The sequence below is a fragment of the Kaistella sp. genome, assembly GCF_041824135.1.
Classification (GTDB): Bacteria; Bacteroidota; Bacteroidia; order Flavobacteriales; family Weeksellaceae; genus Kaistella.
The window spans coordinates 1-20,944 of the sequence record NZ_JBGZYM010000118.1; the positions used below are offsets into that span (position 1 = coordinate 1).

Annotated in this window: 22 protein-coding genes; 3 read left to right on the plus strand and 19 right to left on the minus strand. The window is 36.7% G+C overall.

Annotated elements, in window-relative coordinates:
• From rpsL to sucC, 5 genes are all read right to left on the minus strand, one after another.
• A partial coding sequence (gene rpsL / locus ACEYOS_RS14820; RefSeq protein WP_373797606.1) for a 30S ribosomal protein S12 occupies window positions 1-289 on the minus strand: 289 nt, incomplete at its 3' end.
• A 116-nt stretch (window positions 290-405) separates the two neighbouring features.
• Window positions 406-1,776, minus strand: a complete 1,371-nt coding sequence (locus ACEYOS_RS14825; RefSeq protein ID WP_373708955.1) for a hypothetical protein — start codon at window positions 1,774-1,776, stop codon at window positions 406-408.
• A 156-nt stretch (window positions 1,777-1,932) separates the two neighbouring features.
• On the minus strand, window positions 1,933-4,110 hold the full coding sequence (locus tag ACEYOS_RS14830) for a reprolysin-like metallopeptidase (protein ID WP_373708954.1): 2,178 nt from the start codon (window positions 4,108-4,110) through the stop codon (window positions 1,933-1,935).
• A gap of 13 nt (window positions 4,111-4,123) precedes the next feature.
• Entirely contained in the window at window positions 4,124-4,564 is a 441-nt protein-coding gene (locus ACEYOS_RS14835; protein WP_373708953.1) for a hypothetical protein, read from the minus strand.
• A gap of 247 nt (window positions 4,565-4,811) precedes the next feature.
• Entirely contained in the window at window positions 4,812-6,005 is a 1,194-nt protein-coding gene (gene sucC / locus ACEYOS_RS14840) for an ADP-forming succinate--CoA ligase subunit beta (RefSeq protein ID WP_373708952.1), read from the minus strand.
• Window positions 6,006-6,401: 396 nt separating this feature from the next.
• Here sucC and ACEYOS_RS14845 point away from each other — a divergent pair, with 396 nt between their 5' ends.
• Window positions 6,402-7,376: a phosphatidylserine decarboxylase gene (locus tag ACEYOS_RS14845; RefSeq protein WP_373708951.1), complete on the plus strand. Its 975-nt coding sequence runs from the start codon at window positions 6,402-6,404 to the stop codon at window positions 7,374-7,376.
• A gap of 48 nt (window positions 7,377-7,424) precedes the next feature.
• Here ACEYOS_RS14845 and ACEYOS_RS14850 read toward each other — a convergent pair whose 3' ends face one another.
• From ACEYOS_RS14850 to ACEYOS_RS14870, 5 genes are all read right to left on the minus strand, one after another.
• Window positions 7,425-9,854 carry a multicopper oxidase domain-containing protein gene (locus ACEYOS_RS14850; RefSeq protein WP_373747904.1) on the minus strand — a complete coding sequence of 810 codons (2,430 nt, stop codon included), beginning with the start codon at window positions 9,852-9,854 and terminating at the stop codon, window positions 7,425-7,427.
• Window positions 9,855-9,936: 82 nt separating this feature from the next.
• A complete protein-coding gene (locus ACEYOS_RS14855; RefSeq protein WP_125025503.1) occupies window positions 9,937-10,419 on the minus strand; it encodes a DUF305 domain-containing protein in 483 nt (160 codons plus the stop codon).
• Between the two features lie 10 nt (window positions 10,420-10,429).
• Window positions 10,430-12,925 carry a heavy metal translocating P-type ATPase gene (locus ACEYOS_RS14860; protein ID WP_373709880.1) on the minus strand — a complete coding sequence of 832 codons (2,496 nt, stop codon included), beginning with the start codon at window positions 12,923-12,925 and terminating at the stop codon, window positions 10,430-10,432.
• 178 nt (window positions 12,926-13,103) lie between these two features.
• The gene (locus ACEYOS_RS14865) at window positions 13,104-13,574 is read right to left on the minus strand and encodes a DUF3347 domain-containing protein (RefSeq protein ID WP_125024615.1); all 471 of its coding nucleotides are present in this window, start codon (window positions 13,572-13,574) and stop codon (window positions 13,104-13,106) included.
• Window positions 13,575-13,672: 98 nt separating this feature from the next.
• On the minus strand, window positions 13,673-14,050 hold the full coding sequence (locus ACEYOS_RS14870) for a hypothetical protein (protein ID WP_373709881.1): 378 nt from the start codon (window positions 14,048-14,050) through the stop codon (window positions 13,673-13,675).
• Between the two features lie 185 nt (window positions 14,051-14,235).
• Between ACEYOS_RS14870 and ACEYOS_RS14875 the strand changes: the two genes are divergently transcribed.
• On the plus strand, window positions 14,236-14,409 hold the full coding sequence (locus tag ACEYOS_RS14875) for a hypothetical protein (protein ID WP_164467874.1): 174 nt from the start codon (window positions 14,236-14,238) through the stop codon (window positions 14,407-14,409).
• 100 nt (window positions 14,410-14,509) lie between these two features.
• Here the strand turns inward: ACEYOS_RS14875 and ACEYOS_RS14880 are convergent, their stop codons facing one another.
• From ACEYOS_RS14880 to ACEYOS_RS14920, 9 genes are all read right to left on the minus strand, one after another.
• A complete protein-coding gene (locus ACEYOS_RS14880; RefSeq protein ID WP_373797607.1) occupies window positions 14,510-14,917 on the minus strand; it encodes a hypothetical protein in 408 nt (135 codons plus the stop codon).
• A gap of 183 nt (window positions 14,918-15,100) precedes the next feature.
• Window positions 15,101-15,619: an azurin gene (azu, locus tag ACEYOS_RS14885; protein WP_373709882.1), complete on the minus strand. Its 519-nt coding sequence runs from the start codon at window positions 15,617-15,619 to the stop codon at window positions 15,101-15,103.
• A gap of 307 nt (window positions 15,620-15,926) precedes the next feature.
• The gene (locus tag ACEYOS_RS14890; RefSeq protein WP_373709883.1) at window positions 15,927-16,796 is read right to left on the minus strand and encodes a DMT family transporter; all 870 of its coding nucleotides are present in this window, start codon (window positions 16,794-16,796) and stop codon (window positions 15,927-15,929) included.
• A gap of 40 nt (window positions 16,797-16,836) precedes the next feature.
• Window positions 16,837-17,166, minus strand: coding sequence for a multidrug efflux SMR transporter (locus ACEYOS_RS14895; protein WP_373709884.1), 330 nt, complete (start codon window positions 17,164-17,166; stop codon window positions 16,837-16,839).
• Between the two features lie 72 nt (window positions 17,167-17,238).
• Window positions 17,239-17,496 (minus strand): hypothetical protein, encoded by a 258-nt coding sequence (locus ACEYOS_RS14900; protein ID WP_373709885.1) that lies wholly within the window; start codon window positions 17,494-17,496, stop codon window positions 17,239-17,241.
• A 13-nt stretch (window positions 17,497-17,509) separates the two neighbouring features.
• The gene (locus ACEYOS_RS14905; RefSeq protein WP_373709886.1) at window positions 17,510-18,055 is read right to left on the minus strand and encodes a hypothetical protein; all 546 of its coding nucleotides are present in this window, start codon (window positions 18,053-18,055) and stop codon (window positions 17,510-17,512) included.
• Window positions 18,055-18,444 (minus strand): DUF423 domain-containing protein, encoded by a 390-nt coding sequence (locus ACEYOS_RS14910; protein ID WP_373709887.1) that lies wholly within the window; start codon window positions 18,442-18,444, stop codon window positions 18,055-18,057. The genes ACEYOS_RS14905 and ACEYOS_RS14910 overlap by 1 nt, the downstream gene beginning before the upstream one ends.
• 1 nt (window position 18,445) lies before the next feature.
• Window positions 18,446-18,616: a hypothetical protein gene (locus tag ACEYOS_RS14915; protein WP_373709888.1), complete on the minus strand. Its 171-nt coding sequence runs from the start codon at window positions 18,614-18,616 to the stop codon at window positions 18,446-18,448.
• Window positions 18,617-18,618: 2 nt separating this feature from the next.
• Entirely contained in the window at window positions 18,619-19,947 is a 1,329-nt protein-coding gene (locus ACEYOS_RS14920; protein WP_373709889.1) for a hydroxymethylglutaryl-CoA reductase, degradative, read from the minus strand.
• Window positions 19,948-20,052: 105 nt separating this feature from the next.
• Between ACEYOS_RS14920 and ACEYOS_RS14925 the strand changes: the two genes are divergently transcribed.
• Window positions 20,053-20,928, plus strand: coding sequence for a DUF4846 domain-containing protein (locus tag ACEYOS_RS14925; RefSeq protein WP_373709890.1), 876 nt, complete (start codon window positions 20,053-20,055; stop codon window positions 20,926-20,928).
• Window positions 20,929-20,944: the final 16 nt, after the last annotated feature.

Here is a 20,944-nt window from a genome sequence, read left to right on the forward strand (position 1 = left end):
TGTGATAACGTACTCCCGGTAGGTCTTTCACCCTTCCGCCTCTAACCAATACTATCGAGTGCTCTTGAAGATTGTGTCCTTCGCCCGGGATATAGGCGTTAACTTCTTTACCATTAGAAAGTCTTACCCTTGCAACTTTTCTAAGTGCAGAGTTAGGTTTCTTTGGAGTTGTGGTGTATACTCTTGTACATACACCTCGTCTTTGGGGACAAGATTCAAGGGCCGCCGATTTGCTCTTCTTGGCAAGCGAGACTCTTCCTTTTCTTACTAATTGTTGAATAGTAGGCATTAAATTGCTTTTTATTTTAGGGGGCAAAAGTATGAAATTATTTCTTAACCCACAAATGCAATTTATTAATTAAAATCTATATCACTGCAAACCCTTAATGATCCTACAATGTATCGCTATTCTAACACAAGCTCAGACGTATAGAGAATTAAAGATTTATCTGGAATGGTATCGTATTTCAACCATTTGATGTTGGGATTTATTGTTCCCGCGATGCTTTGTTTGATAAAACCTCGCTGAGCATTGGTATGTTGATATTGAAAGGATTTTTTAAGAATGGGAACGTGATAAGTTGTGGTTACTTTTTGATCCTGCTCGTTATCAAATAAATATTTCTTACCACTGAATTTGGGCATTTGCTGCGCGATCTTCTCTTTATTCTTCAAATAATGGTCTGGACTTTTTAAACTGTATAAAGTTAAAAAACCTAAAAAGAAACATCCAAGTCTAAAGATCAATCGATCAGATTTTAAGTCTTTGAAATAAATTAATAGGAATGAAAAGAACAGACAAAAATTAGCAGCAGCCAGCATTCTGACATTCATCTCTTCAATCTGTTGAAAAAGTCCGGATATAAAAAGTGCGATGGTGTAAGTTCCTGCCATTAACCAAAGGAGATAATGAAATTCTACCTTAATTAAATCTTTCCTGCTTCGGTACAGTCTGATCAAATAACCCAACAAAACGAAATCGACGATCATGAGACCCACCTGAAAAGCGAGGCTGAAAAAACTATTAGAGGAAGGCTTCAACCCAATAAACGGATCGACAACATTGGTCATTCCCAAGATATCCCGGAAAATATAAACCGGATAATATTGTGCGGGCACGCCCCGAAGATGCTCACCGGTAAAACTTCCGAAAGTGAAAAAATTAAAACTTAAATAACCCGCAATGCCAATTCCAGAAACGACTAAAAATTTCAGCAAATCATTCTTAATAGATAAATGTTTTCCTCTCATAACCATAAGCAACCAGAAAAGTCCAACTCCCAAATAAATATAAATCCCAGAATATCGTACGGTGAATAACAGAACCATTAAAATGGACGCACAAAAAACAAATGTTCCTGATTTGATCTTTTCCTTAAATTTCTCATAAAAGAAATAAATTAAAAAATAAAGCAGAAAAATAAAAGGTCCTTCTGAAGAAACAATATTTAAGGCAAAGAAAAGCGTTTTTCCAGTGAATAATAGAACCGTTTCTCTAAAATAAAATTGCTTGAAATAAGAAAACAGAAGAATACCGATGACCATCAAAACGTTCAGAACCTTTGAAGCCCAAAAATAATCCTGAAAAACAGAATGGAAAACTTTAATTAAAGCTGGAAAACCTAAAGGGAAAAGATTGGTGATCAATTTGGGAAAGTCAGAGGCTATTCCAAAATAAGAAAGACTGTCGGCACCAATTCCGCCCGCGGACAGAAAAAAGGACTGGCCACTATAAATTATAACGATAACTACCGCCAACCAAACATACTTCTTCATTGTAAAAATCTTAATATTCCCATCATCCCACAAATATGCACGTTTTGGTCTTTATTTCAAAACTTAAACCCCGTTTTGAAAAAGTTTAAGATATTAATTTTAATAAGAAAAGGATGCTGATTAATCAACACCCTTCCACATTATTACTTTTTTAAATTATTTTTTAATCATTAATTTCTCATTCATTTTATCGCCATTCTTCAACTGGATGGACAAAACATAATTGCCCGTCGATAATCTCTCGACATTAATTTTACCATCTGCGGTTACATTGCCCGAATTCACCAATCTGCCCGACAAATCGTAAATCATATATTTTGCAGCCTCGCCTTTGTTCAATATAACGTTTACTTCATTCTTAGCGGGGTTTGGATAAATTGAAATACCTTTTAACTTTCCCTCAACTGTCGCTAAAACTCCTTGCTTCACTTTGAAATTAGAAGAATTCACAGCGAAGTAAATATTATCAACTGCTTTTATCATGATTCTGGCTGTCGCTATATTTTCATTAGGTAAATCCACATTTGCTGCACCTGTATTAGGAATACTTTCTGCCAGAACTTCAAAACTCACTCCGCCATCTCTGGTCAAAAGCACCTGAACATTTTGAGTATTTACCGGAGCAAGATCTGTTCCTGCAACATCCCAAGTTATGGCCAAAGGCACAGAACCATCATATTCGGTATTAGTAGTTTGAGACGTTACTTTGAAAGGTCCTGCATTCGAAACGGTGATGAGCGTTTGATCTCTGGAAGACTGATTACCAGTTACTTTATCATCATTAACTAAAAGAGAAAAATTAAGATTTCTGGCAACACCTGGCGTAACTTCCCATTTCGGAACCAAGTTATTTGCAAAAACAGAACTCAATACTGGGAAATATCTTGTAGGCAATACCGACGGCGTGATGGAGCGGTAAACCGGACCGGAAGTAGCTGTCGCAACTGGCGGTTGAGTATTGCTCGTATTATCTAACTGTTCCCACAAGTAGGTAAGTGGATCATTGTCTGGATCTGTCCCAACGCCCTTCAAAACAAAAGCAGTTCCTTTCGGAATCGTATAATCCAAACCTGCATCAGCCGTTGGAACCTGATTGTTATTTGATAATTTCACGGAGCAGTCTGCTGCTCTTCTGATCACGGTGTACATTTCATTGACGCTTGCTGAATGAAAATAAGCGTCACTATTTAACTGAACATTATTAACTCCACAAATTCCCGCATATGCCATAATCGTACTTCCACTTCCCACTTCATACGCTGTTCCATTGTTCGCGTTTCCACCGCAAGAACCAGTACTCGCTCTAAAAGTGTGATTCGCCCCAAACTGATGTCCAATTTCATGCGCCACATAATCAATATCAAAAGGATCATTAACTGGTGCTCCAGAACCCGTAACGCCTCTTGCTTTATTCGCTGTACAAACAACACCCAAACCAGCGAGTCCGCCACTATTAGTACCGAAGACGTGCCCAATGTCATAATTTGCGGACCCAATTACCGCATTGGTATTGGTCACATTTTGGGTAATCATAGAATTTGGATTTCCGTTGGTAAATGGATCTTTTTCTGCGTCGGTATAAACGATGAGTTCATTATTAGGAATCATCACCATCGTCACCGATATTGTTTTTTCATAAATTCCATTCACGCGAGTCATGGTCACCGCCATTGCTGCTAAAGCTTTCGCTACCGTTCCACCATGAAAGGCGGTATATTCTGCAGTTCCAGATAACGCAAGTCTGTACGTGCGGAACTGTCCATCTGAAACCAGCGGAACTTTACCTCCTAAATCTTCCAGCAATTCATTTTTCAAACCTTCAACATCGCAGGAGAAAATTCGGTCGTTGGCAGGTAAATCATCTCTTTTATATAAGATGTATTGCGAATTATCGGTGGTGAGTTGATCTAAATAACTAACATTCCAGCCATCGAAAAACATGGCGCTGATTCCAACTTCAGGGGTTACACTGAAACGAATTGTATTTTGCGGATTGCTTTTCTGCCATCCAACATAAGATCTGATCTCAGGGAATTTAGCCTGAAGTTCGGCCGACATCACTGGCGCTTCCTGTATAATGTATTGATTGTATTGACCATCGGCTCCCGGAAATGAAAGCGTGTGACTTTGATCTTCAGAAAACCGTTGTGGAACTTTAGACAAATCGCTTTTAATTTTATTCAAATCAACTTTATAAGCAGAAAATTGTTTTGGTTGAACCCATCGTTGGGCAAGATTATCTTTGGCCACATTGGAAGTTTTCGTCCAGTAGTTTTGGGCAAAACCCATCATTGCTATCAATAAGCATAAAAGAGTAAGGAATTTTGTTTTCATTTGAGTTTGTGATTTAAAGATTAATAAAGATTATTGTTTTTATAGAAACTTTTTTTAATAATTTGACCAGAATATCAGGTGCTACTCTGTATGTGTTAGCCAATTGAGGATTTTCAAACTCCCTTACCTTAATATAGAGAATATCGTTTTGCAGATACATTTCCTCAATCTCCACATCATTACTATTTTTCAAAACAGATTTAAAAATCAAATAAGACTCTGTGTCTGTAATGCCTGGAATTGGAGCCAAGCGATTGCCAACCGAATTTTTATGAATGATTGAGAAAACTTCATCCATCCTTTCGTGAGTTTCAATAATTTCAAATTTTTCTGAAATCAACTGATACGGATAATGATAAACATCTTCAAATGCAATCGGCGTTTTTCCGGAATTCAAAGCTTGTGATGTGCATCCAATAAAAGAAAACACTAATAATAGTAAGGTGTATTTCATCTCGATCTTTAATTGGTAAAGATAGTTAAATCCCAAACCTAGCTAATGCACAAATCACAACGAATCAATAACTTCGATCAATTTATGATTAAATTAGACCATAATGTTTTTACATTTACCATCACACACGGGTTTATATTGATTATATAAAATTTAAATTACTCAAATTTAAAGGATAAATAATTAGACAAAAAAACCGTCTCGTCAAAAATCTGACGAGACGGTTTCTTAATATATTTTGAAAATCTTAGTGACCTAAAACTTCTTTTACTTTATTAGCAGCTTCTTCCAAAGTGATCACTGAATGAACCGGTAAACCAGAATCATCGATCAATTGTTTTGCTTCAACTGCATTAGTTCCTTGCAATCTCACGATCAACGGAACTGGAAGGCTTCCCATTGCTTTGTAAGCATCTACGATCCCTTGAGCCACGCGGTCGCAACGAACGATTCCACCGAAGATGTTGATCAAAATTGCTTTTACGTTCTCGTCCTTCAGGATAATTCCGAAAGCTTTCTGAACTCTTTCTGCATCAGCCGTACCACCAACGTCTAAGAAATTCGCTGGGTTACCACCAGATAATTTAATGATGTCCATCGTCGCCATTGCAAGACCAGCACCGTTGACCATACAGGCAACGTCACCATCCAACTTCACGAAGTTCAAACCAGCTTCACCAGCTTCAACATCGGTAGCATCTTCTTCTCTTGTATCTCTTAATTCTGCCAAATCTTTGTGACGAAATAATGCGTTATCATCTAAAGAAACTTTAGCGTCAACAGCGATAATTTTATTGTCAGAAGTTTTTAAAACCGGGTTGATTTCGAAAAGTGAAGCGTCGATTCCAACATAAGCGTTGTAAAGTGAAGCGATAAATTTTACGAAATCTTTATGAGCAGCTCCCGTTAAACCTAAGTTGAACGCGATCTTTCTCGCCTGAAAACCTTGCAATCCAACTGAAGGATCAACTGTTTCGTTATGAATTAAATGAGGAGTTACTTCTGCAACGTGCTCAATATCCATTCCACCTTCGGTAGAATAAACGATCATATTTTTACCTTGCGCTCTGTCTAAAAGGATCGAAACATAAAACTCTTTGGTTTCAGTTTCTCCTGGATAATAAACATCTTCCGCTACCAAAACGAAGTTCACTTTTTTCCCTTCCGCAGAAGTTTGTGGAGTAACCAACTGCATTCCAATGATGTTTCCAGCATTTTCTTTCAGTTTTTCCATGTTCGGAGAAAACTTAACGCCACCGCCTTTACCACGTCCACCTGCGTGAACCTGTGCTTTAACAACCCAGCCTTCGTTGCCGTTCATTTCAGTCAGTTTTTTCGCTGCTGCTTCTGCTTCTTCCACAGTGTTAGCGATAAAACCTCTTTGGATGTTAACTCCGTATTTTGCCAAAATTTCTTTTGATTGGTACTCGTGAAGATTCATAATATTTTAATTAGATATTTATTTTTTATAAAGATGGACAAATTTAAGAAAATTTGAGAAGATAGGAAGCATATCCTTTCAAATTTTTGAACGCCTCATTAAACGCACAGAATCTTATTTTTCTGACTGTTATTTTGGGCGCACATTTCCGGCTTTCACGGCTCGCTTTTTTTTGCAAGTCATTGTCGTTTAGATTCAAAGCTGGTTTGCAAAAAAAGAGCTCAAACAAACCGCTCAATCCGGGGCGCAATTTGTTTCTCATTTATACTCTCGTCTTTGTTACTTCATTTGCCAGTCAATGTAATTTAATTAATTAGCAATATGCAGAAGAATCTTTTGTTTACAGAAAATAGGTTTAAATTTGAAAAAAAATTGATCTTCAAGTAATTTAATACGATGAAATTTAAAAAACCAAATAAGAAATGGACGATCATCTGGTTCATTTTAGCGCTTATTTTCCTGCTCGCTGTTTTTCCGGTTCCAGCCCAAAAACCGATCAAATATATTGATAGAGAAACCGGACAAGTTCAAATTGAAAATGTGTACGGCGAAAAATGGCTGGATTGGCTGTATCATAATCCTGTCGGCGAAGCTACTTTATGGACCATCGCAAAACGAAAAATAGTGACTTCTCTTTACGGTGATCAAATGGAAAAGCCAGCCTCTGCCGACAAGATCGTGCCGTTTATAGAAGAGTATGATGTTGATATTACTATTGCTCAGAAACAGAACTTCAAAAGTTTCAATGACTTTTTTATTCGGCAGCTTAAACTGGAAGCAAGACCAATCGTTTCAGATTCATTGGCAGTAGCTTCTCCGGCCGATGGTAAAATTTTAGCCTACGAGAACGTTAGCAATTCCGATTTTTATATCAAAGGTTTTCGGTTTAATGTTAACTCATTTTTAGACAATACCGAATTAGCTCAAAAATACAAGGACGGATCCATGATCGTTTTTCGCCTTGCACCACCAGATTATCACCGATATCATTTTCCGGTAAGTGGGACGACCTCATCTTCAAATCTTAAAATCGATGGTGATTACTACTCGGTCAATCCTTTGGCTCTTCGTAAAAAAGCGGAAATTTTTTGGCTTAATAAAAGAGAATATGGTATTATAAAAAGTCCAATTTTCGGCGATGTTGTTATGGTAGAAGTTGGTGCCACAATGGTTGGAAGCATGGTTCAAACCTACTCGGGTACGACGGTAAAAAAAGGGCAAGAAAAAGGATATTTCAAATTTGGCGGTTCTACAGTAGTTCTGTTGTTTGAAAAAGATCAAATTAAAATTGATGCTGATTTATTGACCAATACAGCAAACGGCCTGGAAACGACCATAAAAATGGGTGAACAAATTGCTGTTAAAAAATAAAAGCCGCCTTAGCGATAAGGCGGCTGATAATAATGCAGATCGCAGAATTTAATACATAAAAGTCAAACCTGCTCCAAACCCAAACTCACTATCATAGTTTGTAGATATTGAAACCCATTTTTGCACTATATATTTTAGTCCAAAATCAAATTCTTTATCAGAATTGACGGCAAAACTTCCGCGAATTCTTGGAGAGATCGGAATTCCTTCTCTGCCTAATTCCAAGCGTACTTTCCCATTGTGATCAACGTTAGCATCGGCTGTAACCAAAAATGGTAAAATATACCGAATCCCCGCAATCGCTACATTTTCATTTTGCGGCATTACATTTTGTCCGAACCAGGTTTTTGCCAGGTCGTGGGTTTTCTGAGTTCTGAAACCGACGTAAGGCATTGCCCACTGGTATTTACCGAGAAAGCGTCCAACTTTTACACTTCCTTCATAATGATCAAATTTGTAGTTGCTGTGAAACTCATTAACATTCATCCAACGCGCACCAACCATGGTCATATTTTCAAGATGTAATTTATTAGAAGCCACATCCAACATCGCTTTAGTGCTGATCATCTGATTCGTTTTCAAAAATTTTCTGTAAGCTGCTTCTTTATTTGGTAACTGCGGATTAGGTGCTGAATTTTCATACTCGAAAACTTTTCCCATTCCGCCCATCATGTGATAAAGGATATGACAATGGAAAAACCAGTCACCGTCCTGATTCGCGGCGAACTCGATGGTATTGGTTTCCATGGGCGCCATATCGACCACATTTTTCAGCGGCGAATATTCTCCTTTGGAATTTATCAAACGGAAATCGTGGCCGTGAAGGTGCATCGGATGACGCATCATCGAATTATTATACATCGTAATTCGTACAACCTGACCTTTTTTAATTAAAATTTTGTCACTTTCGGCTACCGTTTTATTATCCAAAGTCCACAGGTAGTTCCGCATATTTCCTTCTAAAGTGAAATTTAATTCTTTGACATTGTCATCAGGCAAGATTGTTTTAAATGGAGATTTCAGCATATTGTAACTCAGTCGTTTGATCGTTTTCGAATCAGACTCATCCATATTATGCATACTGTGATCCATTTTATCATCTTTCATTTTCATATCAGAGTTCATCTCCATTTTGCTGTGATCCATTTTACTGTGATCAACTTCTTTGTCAGCATCCATTTTCATTTCGCCGTGATCCATTTTGCTGTGATCTATTTCCTTGGAATCTTTATTCATGTCCGCTTTCATATCCATCGCTCCGTGATCCATCTTGCTGTGATCCATTTCCATCTCTGAAGATTTCTCCTTCATCCCCATCATTTCATTCATGTGTTTCATGGTCTCCATTCTTTGACTCTCTGGAATTTCGGGATACATCACTTCATTCATGTCCATCATCTGATTTCCCATCGTCATGGTCATCGGTTTCATATCACCGCTCATTTTCATCATGCCATTCATCATTTTCATACCTTCAAAAAGCATTAATTTTGGCAGATTTGGTGCACCAATTTTTTCTCCATCTCCTAAATATAGCGATGCGTGACCTTGCCTATCTTCCGACGTGGCACGAAATTCAAAACTTTTATTTTCGGGGATAGTCACTACAATATCGTAGGTTTCAGAAACGCCAACAATCAATCGGTCAACCTCCACGGGTTCCACTTCGTTCCCGTCATTGCCAATTACAGTGAACTTTCCGCCACCATAATTTAACCAGAAATAAGACGAAGATCCACCATTAACAACGCGCAGATGAACTTTATCACCAGCTTTCAAATTTTTATAATCCGAGGAAATTTGACCATTGATCAGAAAGTTATTGTAGTAAACATCACTCACATCCATGGCTTCCATTCGTTTCCATTCATTCAGAAGTTTGGTGCCGAAATGATCAACTTTCGCCGCTTCGGAATAGCTTTGAACTGTTCCCTTTTTCACTGACCAATAATCTCCCTGATCCATATGCAGACGACGCATAATTTGTTTTGGATTTTCATCCGTCCATTCTCCAAGAAGAACCGGAATATCAGCATCGAATTTTTTGTCGGGCTGACCATCTCTTTTTTGGAAAACCAAAATGCCATTCATTCCAATCTGCTCTTGAGTTCCCTCATGAGAATGGTACCAATAAGTACCATTTTGAGAAATACGGAATTTATACAAATGCGTTTCACCGGGTTTCACTTCTTTCGTAGTCAAGTAGGGAACCCCATCCATTTCATTGGGAAGAATTACGCCGTGCCAGTGAAGACCTGTGTTTTCTTTCAACTGGTTGTGAAGGTAAATTTCTGCCGTGTCGCCTTCTTTAAAATATAAAGTGGGTGCCTGCAATTTTCCATTCGTCGAAATGGCTCTAGCGGGTTTTCCGCTAAAATTAACAAGCGTGTCTTTTACGTACAGATCATAACGAACTGTTTTTCCACCAAAAGAAATTTTTCCGGTAGCCTCGTTTTTTGAATCCGCTTTCTTCTCCATATGCATAGTATGGTCCTGAGAAAATCCCTGAACCGACACGACTAGAAAAAGAAGCGTGCATAATTTTAAAATGTTGGGTATCTTATTTTTCATTCTCTAATCTTTTTATCATTGTTTTCATTTCTTCTATTTCTTTTCTTTGCGCTTTAATGATATCGTCTGCTAGTTTTTTAACTTCAGGATCCTTGATATCTGCACGTTCACTTGTTAGTATGGCGATTGAATGGTGAGGAATCATTCCTTTCATCCAAAGAACATCACCTACGACAGGACTTTGCTCGCGAACCAAACCGAGTGCAGCGAAAAACAAACCTACACTTCCCACTATTATTCCAAGGTTTTTCTGCTTATTTTGATACATTTTTCGCATAAAAAAGAACATGATCAAAGCCATAGCAGAGATCCCAAGACATACCATATAAAATCTGGTCATGCTGAAATAAACATGATCCAGTTCATAGGTATTGAGATACATGGTAATGTACATCGCTACAAATGAGGCAGCAAGCATTAAAACAAATTTGGTATACACGTTACTTTTTGAGTGGTCCATTGAATTTTCCATTATTTTATTTTTAAATTTTAATGTTTTTTAAACGTAATGAATTGCCGATTACTGATACGGAACTGAAACTCATCGCCAGCGCTGCAATCATGGGCGATAAAAGGATTCCAAAAACTGGAAATAAAACGCCAGCTGCAATTGGGATTCCTAATATATTATAACCTAAAGCGAAAAATAAGTTTTGTTTGATATTCTTCATTACGGCATCACTTAGGTTTCTTGCTTTTACAATTCCGTGCAAATCACCTTGTACCAATGTGATCATCCCGCTTTCAATGGCAACATCAGTTCCGGTTCCCATAGCGATTCCGACATCACTTTTGGCTAAGGCAGGAGCATCATTAATTCCGTCTCCTGCCATTGCTACAATTTTCCCGCTTTGCTGAAGTTTTTCTACTTCCTGCAGTTTATTTTCAGGTAACATTCCGGCTTTAAAATGGACAAGATTGAGTTCTTTTGCAACCGCTTGTGCAGTATCATGATTGTCACCCGTAAGCATGATGACATCAATGCCCTTTTCCATTAATTCTTTAATTGCTTTTGCACTGGTTGGTTTTATTTTGTCACCAATAACGACGTATCCGGCAACTTTTCCCTCTACAGATAAGTACGAAACTGTTTTACCCTGCTTCTGAAAATTCTGGGCTTCAGTTTCCATTTCAGAGGTAATTTCAGCCTTCGCATATTCCATCATCTTGGCATTACCCAGATCGATTTTTTTGTCGTTGACTTTCCCTTCAACTCCTTTGCCTGTAACTGCACTAAAATTTTCAGCATTAATAATTTCTATATTTTGTTCTTTTCCATACTTTACAGTAGCATCTGCTAATGGATGTTCACTCATTTTATTCAAAGAAACAATGAATTGTAAAACCTCTTTTTCTGTAAATTGATCTCCGAAAACTCCTATTTTTTCAACGGTTGGTTTTCCCTCCGTGATGGTTCCTGTTTTATCAATGATTAAAGTATCCACCTTATCCATTTTTTCTAAAGCTTCCGCGTTTTTGATAAGCACTCCATTTTGGGCACCTTTACCAACACCGACCATTACAGACATGGGTGTTGCTAATCCTAAAGCACAAGGACAGGCTATAATAAGAACTGCAATCGCATTAACAAAAGCATAAACATAAACCGGTTGTGGACCAAAGATTGCCCATACGATGAAAGTAATAACAGAAATTAGTACAACAATTGGCACAAAATAACCCGAAACGGTATCGGCTAATTTCTGGATTGGGGCACGACTGCGACTGGCGTTATTGACCATTTCCACAATTTGAGACAGTAAAGTGTCTGATCCCACTTTCTCGGCTTTCATTAAAAATGATTGGTTACCATTAATGGTTCCGCTACTTACTTGGTCGTCTATTGATTTGGTTACAGGAATCGGTTCACCCGTGATCATCGACTCATCCACCGAAGTTTCACCCTCTGTAATGGCACCATCCACGGGAATTTTTTCACCCGGTTTTACCCGAAGGATGTCACCTAAAACTATTTGTTCAATGGTCACTTCTTCTTCAACTCCGTCTTTAACTCTAATGGCACGGTTCGGTGCGAGTTTTAATAATTCTTTAACTGCAGAATTTGTTTTGCTGTGTGCTCTTGCTTCTAATACCTGTCCCAGTAAAACTAACGTCAAAATCACCGTGGCTGCCTCAAAATAAACGTGAACTGCTCCAGTATGCGATTTAAATTGCTGCGGGAAAATATCCGGGAAAAACATTCCAAAAACACTAAAAAGGAAAGCGGCTCCAGCGCCAATTCCAATCAATGTAAACATATTAAGATTCCAGGTCTTGATACTTTTATAAGCACGTTCAAAAAACATCCAGGTTGCATAAAACACAACTGGAATGGACAAAGCAAACTGAACCCAGTTCCAGTATTTTTGCTCCATCAACTTGTACAAAGGATTGTTTGGAATCATTTCACTCATTGCCATTAAAAAAATGGGTAAAGTAAAAATACTGGCAATCCATAATTTCTTCAGTAATTTTTTATAGGTCTTTTCTTCCGCAGAAATATCAGGTTGCATCGGTACCAGATCCATCCCACAAATAGGACATGCTCCAGGTTCATCCCTGATAATTTCGGGATGCATTGGACAAGTCCATTGTTCCGAATTCGAACTGCTTACTTTTTGTTCTTCTACCAGATCCATTCCGCAGACCGGACAATCGCCCGCTTTGTCGTACGTTTTCTCACCTTCGCAGTGCATTGGGCAGTAGAAAGTTCCGTTTCCTTTTACTTTCGGTTTTTCTTGTTTCGGTTCAATATGGTGATGTTCACCGGGATTATGAATGGTATATTGATCACCATCTTTTTTCAGAGCTTCCTGAAATTTTTCGAGGGGAATATGAGAACCCATTTCGATACTTGCTTCTGCTTTTTCTAAATCTACAGAAACGCTTGAAACTCCTTCTATATTAGAGAGTGTTTTTTCTACATGACCCCGACAACCGCCACAAGTCATTCCATGGATATGATAAATGTGTTTCATTGAAAAATGTTTAAATTAATTGCTCGTGAAAGAAATCCTTAAACCCTTCTGACCAACAATGAGAAATTTATATTTCTTTGATTGTTGGACTCAGAAAAGGTTGTTGAAATTTTGAACATGAACTAACTATTCAACTTTACAATAATCTGAAAATCAGTACATGCATCCTTAAAGTAGTTTACTTTATTTCAGATTTCACACTGCCACACGTCAACATGGATTTTCCGTAATAAGGATTTTTGACGGCTTTTTCGGCGCTCAACCAGCTTGCATCTGCCATTGGGCAGTACTGAACAAAAACGGTATCGTCCGCAAGTTTAAAATTTTTCGTGAGTGCAATCATATTTTTAGAAAGACCATTGAATGATTCTCTCTGCGTTTCAATACTTCTGCTATCTGCGATCGTACTTGCTCCTTTTCTCAAGACATCTAGATTGCCTTCCGATAAAACCTTGTAATCAACCATTGAGGCTGATTTAACAAAAGCATTGGCTGCTTTAGAAGCGTCATCAGAATTATCTGAGACCAAGGCTGTTTTAATATTCAGGTAGTTTTGATACAGTTTTGAAATCGAAGCATCGTTCTTTTGAGCCGACAGGTTTAGAATTGAAAATACAGAGAATAGGGTTGTGAAAATTAACTTTTTCATTGTAATAAATTTTAGATTGTTTTAAAATAGAGTAAGTCCAAAAAAATATTTGGACACAGTTGAGCATCATTCTTCAAGTGAAAAACGATGGATCGATTCTAAATTCTAAAATTACAATAAGAAATAAAGAGAGGAAGTTCTGCTTTGTCGGGTGGCGCGTTAACCTGTACAGAAAATTGATTCCGTTCTACAATAGGCATCAAAAACTCCGCGTAGATAACTTCAGGAACAATTGCTACTAAAGGAGCGTTATTTATAAATGAAATATCGGCTTTCTGAGCAACGTCAGTTTTCAAGATCTTAATTTCACTCTTACAACAATCCTTTTCTTTTTTGGTTCCACACATTTCACATGTTTTAGAGGAAGAAGTGGAAGAAACAAAAATTTGATCCAGACAATAATGCACGTTATAGACCATCCCGGATGAAAATCCGAAATAGAAGAACGTAAACATTATGGCCAGATACTTTTTCAATTGATTGATATTGAGTACAAAAATACAAATTTAGAATTAAAAAAAACTTTAGCAATTATTTATTAATCTTATGAGTATGATATTTAATAATATATCCAAAGCGAATTGATAGAGCAATAATTACACCGAACTAAGGGATTATCTCATGAGATTGAGAAATTAATTGAAATCATCATTCAGCGCTCATGATTTTCGAAATTATCCAGAATATATTTTCTGCCGTAATATTTGAAACCATCAACACCTGTGATAAAAATATAGCGTGGACTGAAATCAATATAAAACAAAAAGAATTAGACCATCCTATGAATCTATTGTACACAGGAACCAAAGATCAAGGTGGAGATTTTTCGGAATAAAATATTCGTCCTCCATTTCTCAACTAACTTTCAGTGGGACAAACATCGTATTACTTTTTGAAAGCAATATAAATGAGGTCTTGTCTTTCAAAAGTTCTGTTTAATTAAAAACATTAACCGCGAGAATCACGATCGCAACACCAATAACCATGGAAATTTTCCCCAGGAGCTCTATCCGCTTTAGAGTTGCAAGGTCTTGATTTTGATAATTATTCCGGGCTCCGAGGTTGATAAGAATGATCAATACCACCAAAACAACAAATAATACCAGTTTCGCAATTAAAAGTGGCAAGGTCAAAATGACGGGCCAATAGGGAATGATGAGATAGATTCCAGAACCAAGTAGCACAACGGTCCCCACCGTTCCCATAAGACTTAAACCTTTCGTTTGAGTTTTGAATGTCTCGGCTTCGGCTAGTGTTAATTTAGATAAAGTAGGTCCTAAAAACATATGCGCAAAACTGGTTCCTACGCCCATGGCCAAACCAATAAAGTGAAGAATTAACATCGTTTCTTTCATTTCTAAAATTTAATTTTATTTTTTGTAAGTTTAAATAATTTACTAATTAACTTGAATTATTTCTGGGCAGAAATTCGACTTTAATGAATTGAGCGTAAAAAATAAAAGGATCAGTAAAAACTTACCAATCCTTTTATTTAAAAAATCCAAGAGATTACAAATCTCTAAAAATTATTTTACATTGAATTTCCCTTTCATCATAGAATAATGTCCTGGGAATGAACAAAGGAAATCATACGTTCCTTTTTCTGGCGCCTGGAAAGTTATTGTGTCACTTTCTCCACCACCAAGTAGTTTGGTATGTGCGATAATTTCGCTTGTGTCAGCTGGAATATATCCATCTTTCTGAGCTTTCGCTGCTTCTGCCTCGAATTTTTCGAGATCAGTACCATTTTTCAATAGTACAAAGTTATGCCCCATTGAAGCCATAGGCATTGTACCGGTATGGTTCAGCGTTAGAACAACAGTTTGTCCTTCATAAACATCAATTTCTGAAAGGTCGTACTGCATCTTATCATTACCATTTAAAGTGATTTTGATGGTGTCTTGCTTGGCAACATCAGGAGTGACAGCTTCAGTTTCAACCGGAGTATCTACTACCACTTCTTTTTCAGTTTTGTTACACGAAACTAAAAGAGTTCCCGTGATTGTTAGCAACATGAAAGCTGATTTGATTTTAGAATAGATCATATTAAATTATTTTTAACAAATATAGATATTTAATATGAATAAAGCAAGTGTGAATTTAACGTTGTCAAAAAAGATAGAGTAAGCCACATTAACAACAGGTCTGCTGCATATTATTTTTCATAATTGTAGTGGATAAGATAATTACATAAACATTATTTATTTCATTGAAAGAAGGCAGTTTACTTCTACAAGTGGTTATTTCTAGCAACCTAATTGTAATATATCAAACTTAGCGATTATAATTTTAATTCATTAAAGCTGAAACTAATCTTAGATAGTAGAAGCGCTTATTTACTTTCAATATAAATTACAATTTAACCGTTGCGTTTTTCTCATAAAACGTTGTAGCGATTCCCGCTAAAATAATTACACTGCCAATCATCTGAACACTGGTGATCTTTTCATTAACAAAGATAGCTGCCAAGATGGTAGCGAATATAGCTTGACTCAATAAACTTAACGAAACTCTGGTTGCCCGCATTTTTTGTGTGGAATAACTGATCAATAACCAGGCGATCAACTGACAAACAATTCCCTGAACAAAAAGGGAGATCCAGGCTTTATTTGAGAATCCAAAAAACTGTTCTCCGAAAGCGACATTGATGATTAAAAGAAAAATAGTACTAAAAATCATGCTGTATGTGATAAAAGTAATGACTTCTAATTTTTCTAAAACCGATTTGCTCACCAAGATATACAGGGCATAAAGAACTCCGGACAATACTCCCAGAAAGAAAGCAAAATCCAGCTGTAAGTTTAGAATCGTGTCGACTCCTACAAAAACCGTCATACCAATTAGAGCGATCAACGTCCCGAGCCAAAAACTTTTTCGTGGACGAAAACTTAGAAACAATAGCGAGAAAACACCTACCCAAATAGGAGACAGATTGGTGAGCAATGTTGCCTGCGTAGCCGAAGAATTCTGAATTGAAATATTCCAAACTGCGATATCAGACGCAAATAAAATACCGCAAACCATCATTGGCAGAAGCATTTTAATATTTTCCAGTTTGAGTTTTTCCTTGTAAAGTGCAAAAGGCAAAATGATCACAGTCGCAATCGCCATTCGATAAAAAGCAGAGATTAATCCGGACGTCAAATTCATCCGGACAATGACTGGAAAAATTGAAATACAAAGGATTCCAATCAATAAAGCAATTCTTGGTTTGGTCAACATCTGCAAGGTTGTGGATTCATTAAAATTATTCAGACCGAACTCAGTGCGTGGCTGTTTTCGAAAAGAAATTCATCACCAGCACCCCAGAAACAATCAAGGCAATTCCGACCATTGCCGCTAAATCTAGCTTTTCTTTAAAAATAAAAACTGAAATTAAGGCCGTTAAAACAATTCCTAAACCACCCCAAATTGCATAGGCGAACCCGAGATTAATCGTTTTCAGCGACAGGGAGAAAAAGTAAAAGCAAATTCCATAAGATATAACAACAATTGCACTTGGAATCGCCTTCGAAAAACCATCAGAAACTTTCAGGAAACTTGAACCTACGACTTCAAACAGTATTGCCAAGGCCAGAAATAAGTATTTCATTTTTTTGAAGATTAAAACTTTATTTAAAAATGGTAAGATGTAACTCAATTATATATTAAAAATAGAAATATCCTAATATTTCCTGCCGACGTCTTTACAAATTTCCAAATATTCAGAAGGCATTTTCGAGAAATAATTATTCTCAAAATATTCATCAGAATGCGGAATATACATGCTGTAATTTTTACCCAACGGAATAATTGGGATGAAAAATAAGGTAATATAGTTTTTAAACACTTTAATTTCTGAATTCACCATAAAACCATTTTTATTGATCTTTCTGGTTTCCTTACCCACTAACTTTTTGGTATTTCCGGCGATGAAAAACATTTAAAAAAAAAATTTATTTACCTTCTTTAAAAGAAGAGGCGATTTTTCTGAACTCTGCCAAATTCTTGTCTTTGTCTTTTGCAGCACACCAGGAAATAATCTGATAATAATGATTAACCGTTTCTACAATGGTCACATTATAAAAAAGCTTAGTGGTAAGACCGGATTCCTCATCGACAAATGATCCTTCAATCGTTGACTCTACGGCATTATGACCATTCACCTTTATTTCCTTGGGACTGACATATTTCAAAGAAGCATCATCAATTAAACCGTCTTTTATCGTTTTAGAATAATATGTTCCGGCTTCTACAAGATCGGTAAATGCCAATTGATAAAAGGTAAGATGATCTTTTTCAGTCTGAATGACAATTGAATATTTTTCATTGACAGGACTAGAAAACTGTGCGGGGGCAACGTCATTTAAATCATAACTTTTAACATACCCAGCTGGATACGAAATCTTAAAAGGTTCGCCAAAGTTATATTCCTGCATTTGTTGCGCTGAAAAAATACTGCAAATAAGCATTGCCACAAAAAGTAGCGTTTTTGATTTCATTATCGAACTTCGTTTTTAATGAAATAAAAGATAAGCATTGCCCAAGAGACAATCATCAACAGACCACCAAGTGGCGTGATCGGTCCAATAAATTTGGATGGAATTGCTGCGACTTCACTGAACGCCAATAGATAAATACTTACCGAAAAGATAAAAGTTCCTGCAATCATTAAAATGGAGATCCATTTTTCAGCAGGTGATTCAAATTTTAAAATATACCCAACGATCAATAAGAATAAGGCAGAATACATTTGATATTTCACTCCAGTTTCAAAACTTGCCAATTTATCAACTGAAATCACTTTCTTTAAAGCATGCGCTCCAAACGCTCCTAAAATTACAGATACCAATCCGTAAACGGCTCCGATAATTAATGTTGTATTTTTCATTTTATAATTTTCCTGTTTGATAAGCGATTAATAATTTTCCGATAATGGATAAAATTCCGATGGCGATAAACATCCACGAAAATTTCTTAGATTTTTCAAATCCGGGATCTTTGGTGACTTTTAGAAAAATCCCAAAGCCCAAAATTAAAAGTCCGAGAAAGAGTTGAAACATATTTATTTATTTCTCATTAAATTAAACTCAGAAATCACTTCATGATGCGACACGGTCTTATCTTTAAAATAAGTAACGAAATGATTTTTCTCTTCTTCCGTCGCTCCTAACTGATTCAAAATATTGAATAAGTGCATTTTCATATGACCTTTCTGAATTCCGGTCGTGACTAAAGAACGCAATGCTCCAAAATTTTGAGCCAGACCAGAAACAGCCAAAATACTCATCAGTTCTTGCGCAGAAGGCTTCCCTAATAATGCCAGTGAAAATTTCACGAGCGGATGAAGATTGGTTAAACCACCTACCACACCGACAGAAATTGGTAAGTCGATCCAGAATCTAAAAATTCCATTATCGATCGTACAATGGGTTAAACTCGAATACTTCCCATCTTTCGCCGCATAAGCATGAGCACAAGCCGCAGTCGCACGGAAATCGTTTCCCGTTGCAATTACGACTGCATCTACTCCATTCATGATCCCTTTATTATGCGTGGTTGCACGGTAAGGTTCAATTTCTGCAATGGTCACGGCACGTTTAAATTTGGTCGCAAATTCCTCATTAGAAATTCCGCTATCGTCTTTCAGATCTTCAATTTTACACGAAACTTCGGCTCTAACGATACAGTCTGGTGTAAAGTTCGATAGAATATTCATCACAATTTGCAAAGAATCCTTTTCTTCCTGAGTAAAGCTTTCCTCTTTTTCAACTTCTTCTTTTAATGTTTTTCCGAACTGTTCTAAACAGGAATTAATGAAGTTGGCACCCATCGAATCAACAGTATCAAAACTTGCTTTCAGTTGAAAATAATTTTCTAACTCGGCAGATTTATCGATCAAATGGATATTCAAAATTCCACCACCACGATTCCGCATATTTTTGGTGATATCTTCAGTCGCTTCAAATAATCTTTTCTTTAATTTAAAGTTGAAAAAGTGTAATATTTTATGCGGTTCAACATCTAAAATGAAATGGGTGTGACCTAATTTTTTGGTGTTAATAATCGTTGTTTTAAAACCACCTTTGTCAATCCAGAATTTTGCAGCTTTTGAAGCGGCTGCCACGACTGAACTTTCCTCCACCGCCATTGGCAACGCCAATAATTTCCCATCAATTAGAAAATTAGGTGCAATCCCATAAGGCATATAGAAATTAGAAATCGTGTTTTCTGAGAACTCTTCGTGTAGTTTTTGCAAAGTGTGATCGCCGTTCCAATATTGCTGAAGAACCTGTTCATAAGTGCGGTCTTCATTCAAATATTCTTTAATAAGCCAATCTATTTTTCTTTGCTTTGAGAGCTTAGAAAAACCTTCAACCGGTTGGTGATTCATAAAAATAAAATTTTGAATTTCAAAGATAGGAAATTAGGTTGGATGTTTAGTGATGGATGTTGGGTCTTGAAAGCTTCTTTAGAGGAAATTTAATTATATTTAAAGATGAAAAAAGCATTCCTTTTATCCTTCCTATTTCTACTTTTAAATTGTGAAAAAAGTGGCACTGCTTCACCGAAAAAAACCGTTGAGGAAATTCCCGAAGAAACCACAACACACTCTACTTTAAAAATAAATAAAGACCAGAGCACGATTAAAGGACGATTTCCAGCTCCAGAAGGTTATGCTTATATGAATGTACACCAAAACTCCTTTGAAGAATACATTGAAAACTTTCCACTTAAAAAATACGGTTCACCGATTCTGAAATATGACGGAACTGAAATTGGAACTCAACATCTTCACGAAGCGATTTTTGATATTGATACCGGCACAAAAGATTTGCAACAATGCGCAGATGCCATTATTCGATTGCGAGCAGAACATTTGTTTAAAATGAAAAAGTTCGATGACATTAAATTCCATTTTACAAGTGGAGATTTAATGACGTGGAATGATTATAAAAACGGAACTCGTGCTTTTGTCAATGGAAATTCAGTCCAATTTAAAAAGACCGAAAACTTTGATGATTCTTATGAAAACTTTCGAAAATATTTAGATTTAATTTTCACTTACGCGGGAACGATTTCTTTAAACAAAGAAACTAAACCTGTTTTGAAAACCAGTGACTTAAAAGTTGGAGACATTCTGATTACCGCGGGTAGTCCAGGACATATTGTTTTTATCGCCGGAGTTTCGGAAAATCAAAATGGAGAAAAATTGTTTTTACTAGCCGAAGGTTTTACGCCCGCTCAATCGATTCATATTTTGAAAAACCCTTTTGATCCCAAGATTTCGCCATGGTATGAATTGGATGTGAATTCTCCTGAAACGAAAACAGCGAGATATTTCTTTGAACCGACTAATTTTAGAAGTTTTTAATCATTGACCTTAGTAA

Coding starts and splice junctions, on each gene's coding strand:
- ACEYOS_RS14915 (WP_373709888.1), bottom strand. CDS start 18,616: ATGTTTCAACTCTTTCTCGGACTTTTAATTTTGGGCTTTGGGATTTTT.
- ACEYOS_RS14860 (WP_373709880.1), bottom strand. CDS start 12,925: ATGAAACACATTTATCATATCCATGGAATGACTTGTGGCGGTTGTCGG.
- ACEYOS_RS14925 (WP_373709890.1), top strand. CDS start 20,053: ATGAAAAAAGCATTCCTTTTATCCTTCCTATTTCTACTTTTAAATTGT.
- ACEYOS_RS14835 (WP_373708953.1), bottom strand. CDS start 4,564: ATGAAATACACCTTACTATTATTAGTGTTTTCTTTTATTGGATGCACA.
- ACEYOS_RS14855 (WP_125025503.1), bottom strand. CDS start 10,419: ATGGAAAATTCAATGGACCACTCAAAAAGTAACGTGTATACCAAATTT.
- ACEYOS_RS14830 (WP_373708954.1), bottom strand. CDS start 4,110: ATGAAAACAAAATTCCTTACTCTTTTATGCTTATTGATAGCAATGATG.
- ACEYOS_RS14845 (WP_373708951.1), top strand. CDS start 6,402: ATGAAATTTAAAAAACCAAATAAGAAATGGACGATCATCTGGTTCATT.
- azu (WP_373709882.1), bottom strand. CDS start 15,619: ATGATCTATTCTAAAATCAAATCAGCTTTCATGTTGCTAACAATCACG.
- ACEYOS_RS14890 (WP_373709883.1), bottom strand. CDS start 16,796: ATGTTGACCAAACCAAGAATTGCTTTATTGATTGGAATCCTTTGTATT.
- ACEYOS_RS14875 (WP_164467874.1), top strand. CDS start 14,236: ATGATTTTCGAAATTATCCAGAATATATTTTCTGCCGTAATATTTGAA.
- ACEYOS_RS14900 (WP_373709885.1), bottom strand. CDS start 17,496: ATGTTTTTCATCGCCGGAAATACCAAAAAGTTAGTGGGTAAGGAAACC.
- ACEYOS_RS14825 (WP_373708955.1), bottom strand. CDS start 1,776: ATGAAGAAGTATGTTTGGTTGGCGGTAGTTATCGTTATAATTTATAGT.
- ACEYOS_RS14910 (WP_373709887.1), bottom strand. CDS start 18,444: ATGAAAAATACAACATTAATTATCGGAGCCGTTTACGGATTGGTATCT.
- sucC (WP_373708952.1), bottom strand. CDS start 6,005: ATGAATCTTCACGAGTACCAATCAAAAGAAATTTTGGCAAAATACGGA.
- ACEYOS_RS14905 (WP_373709886.1), bottom strand. CDS start 18,055: ATGAAATCAAAAACGCTACTTTTTGTGGCAATGCTTATTTGCAGTATT.
- ACEYOS_RS14865 (WP_125024615.1), bottom strand. CDS start 13,574: ATGAAAAAGTTAATTTTCACAACCCTATTCTCTGTATTTTCAATTCTA.
- ACEYOS_RS14920 (WP_373709889.1), bottom strand. CDS start 19,947: ATGAATCACCAACCGGTTGAAGGTTTTTCTAAGCTCTCAAAGCAAAGA.
- ACEYOS_RS14895 (WP_373709884.1), bottom strand. CDS start 17,166: ATGAAATACTTATTTCTGGCCTTGGCAATACTGTTTGAAGTCGTAGGT.
- ACEYOS_RS14850 (WP_373747904.1), bottom strand. CDS start 9,854: ATGGAGAAGAAAGCGGATTCAAAAAACGAGGCTACCGGAAAAATTTCT.
- ACEYOS_RS14880 (WP_373797607.1), bottom strand. CDS start 14,917: ATGTTAATTCTTCACTTTATTGGTTTGGCCATGGGCGTAGGAACCAGT.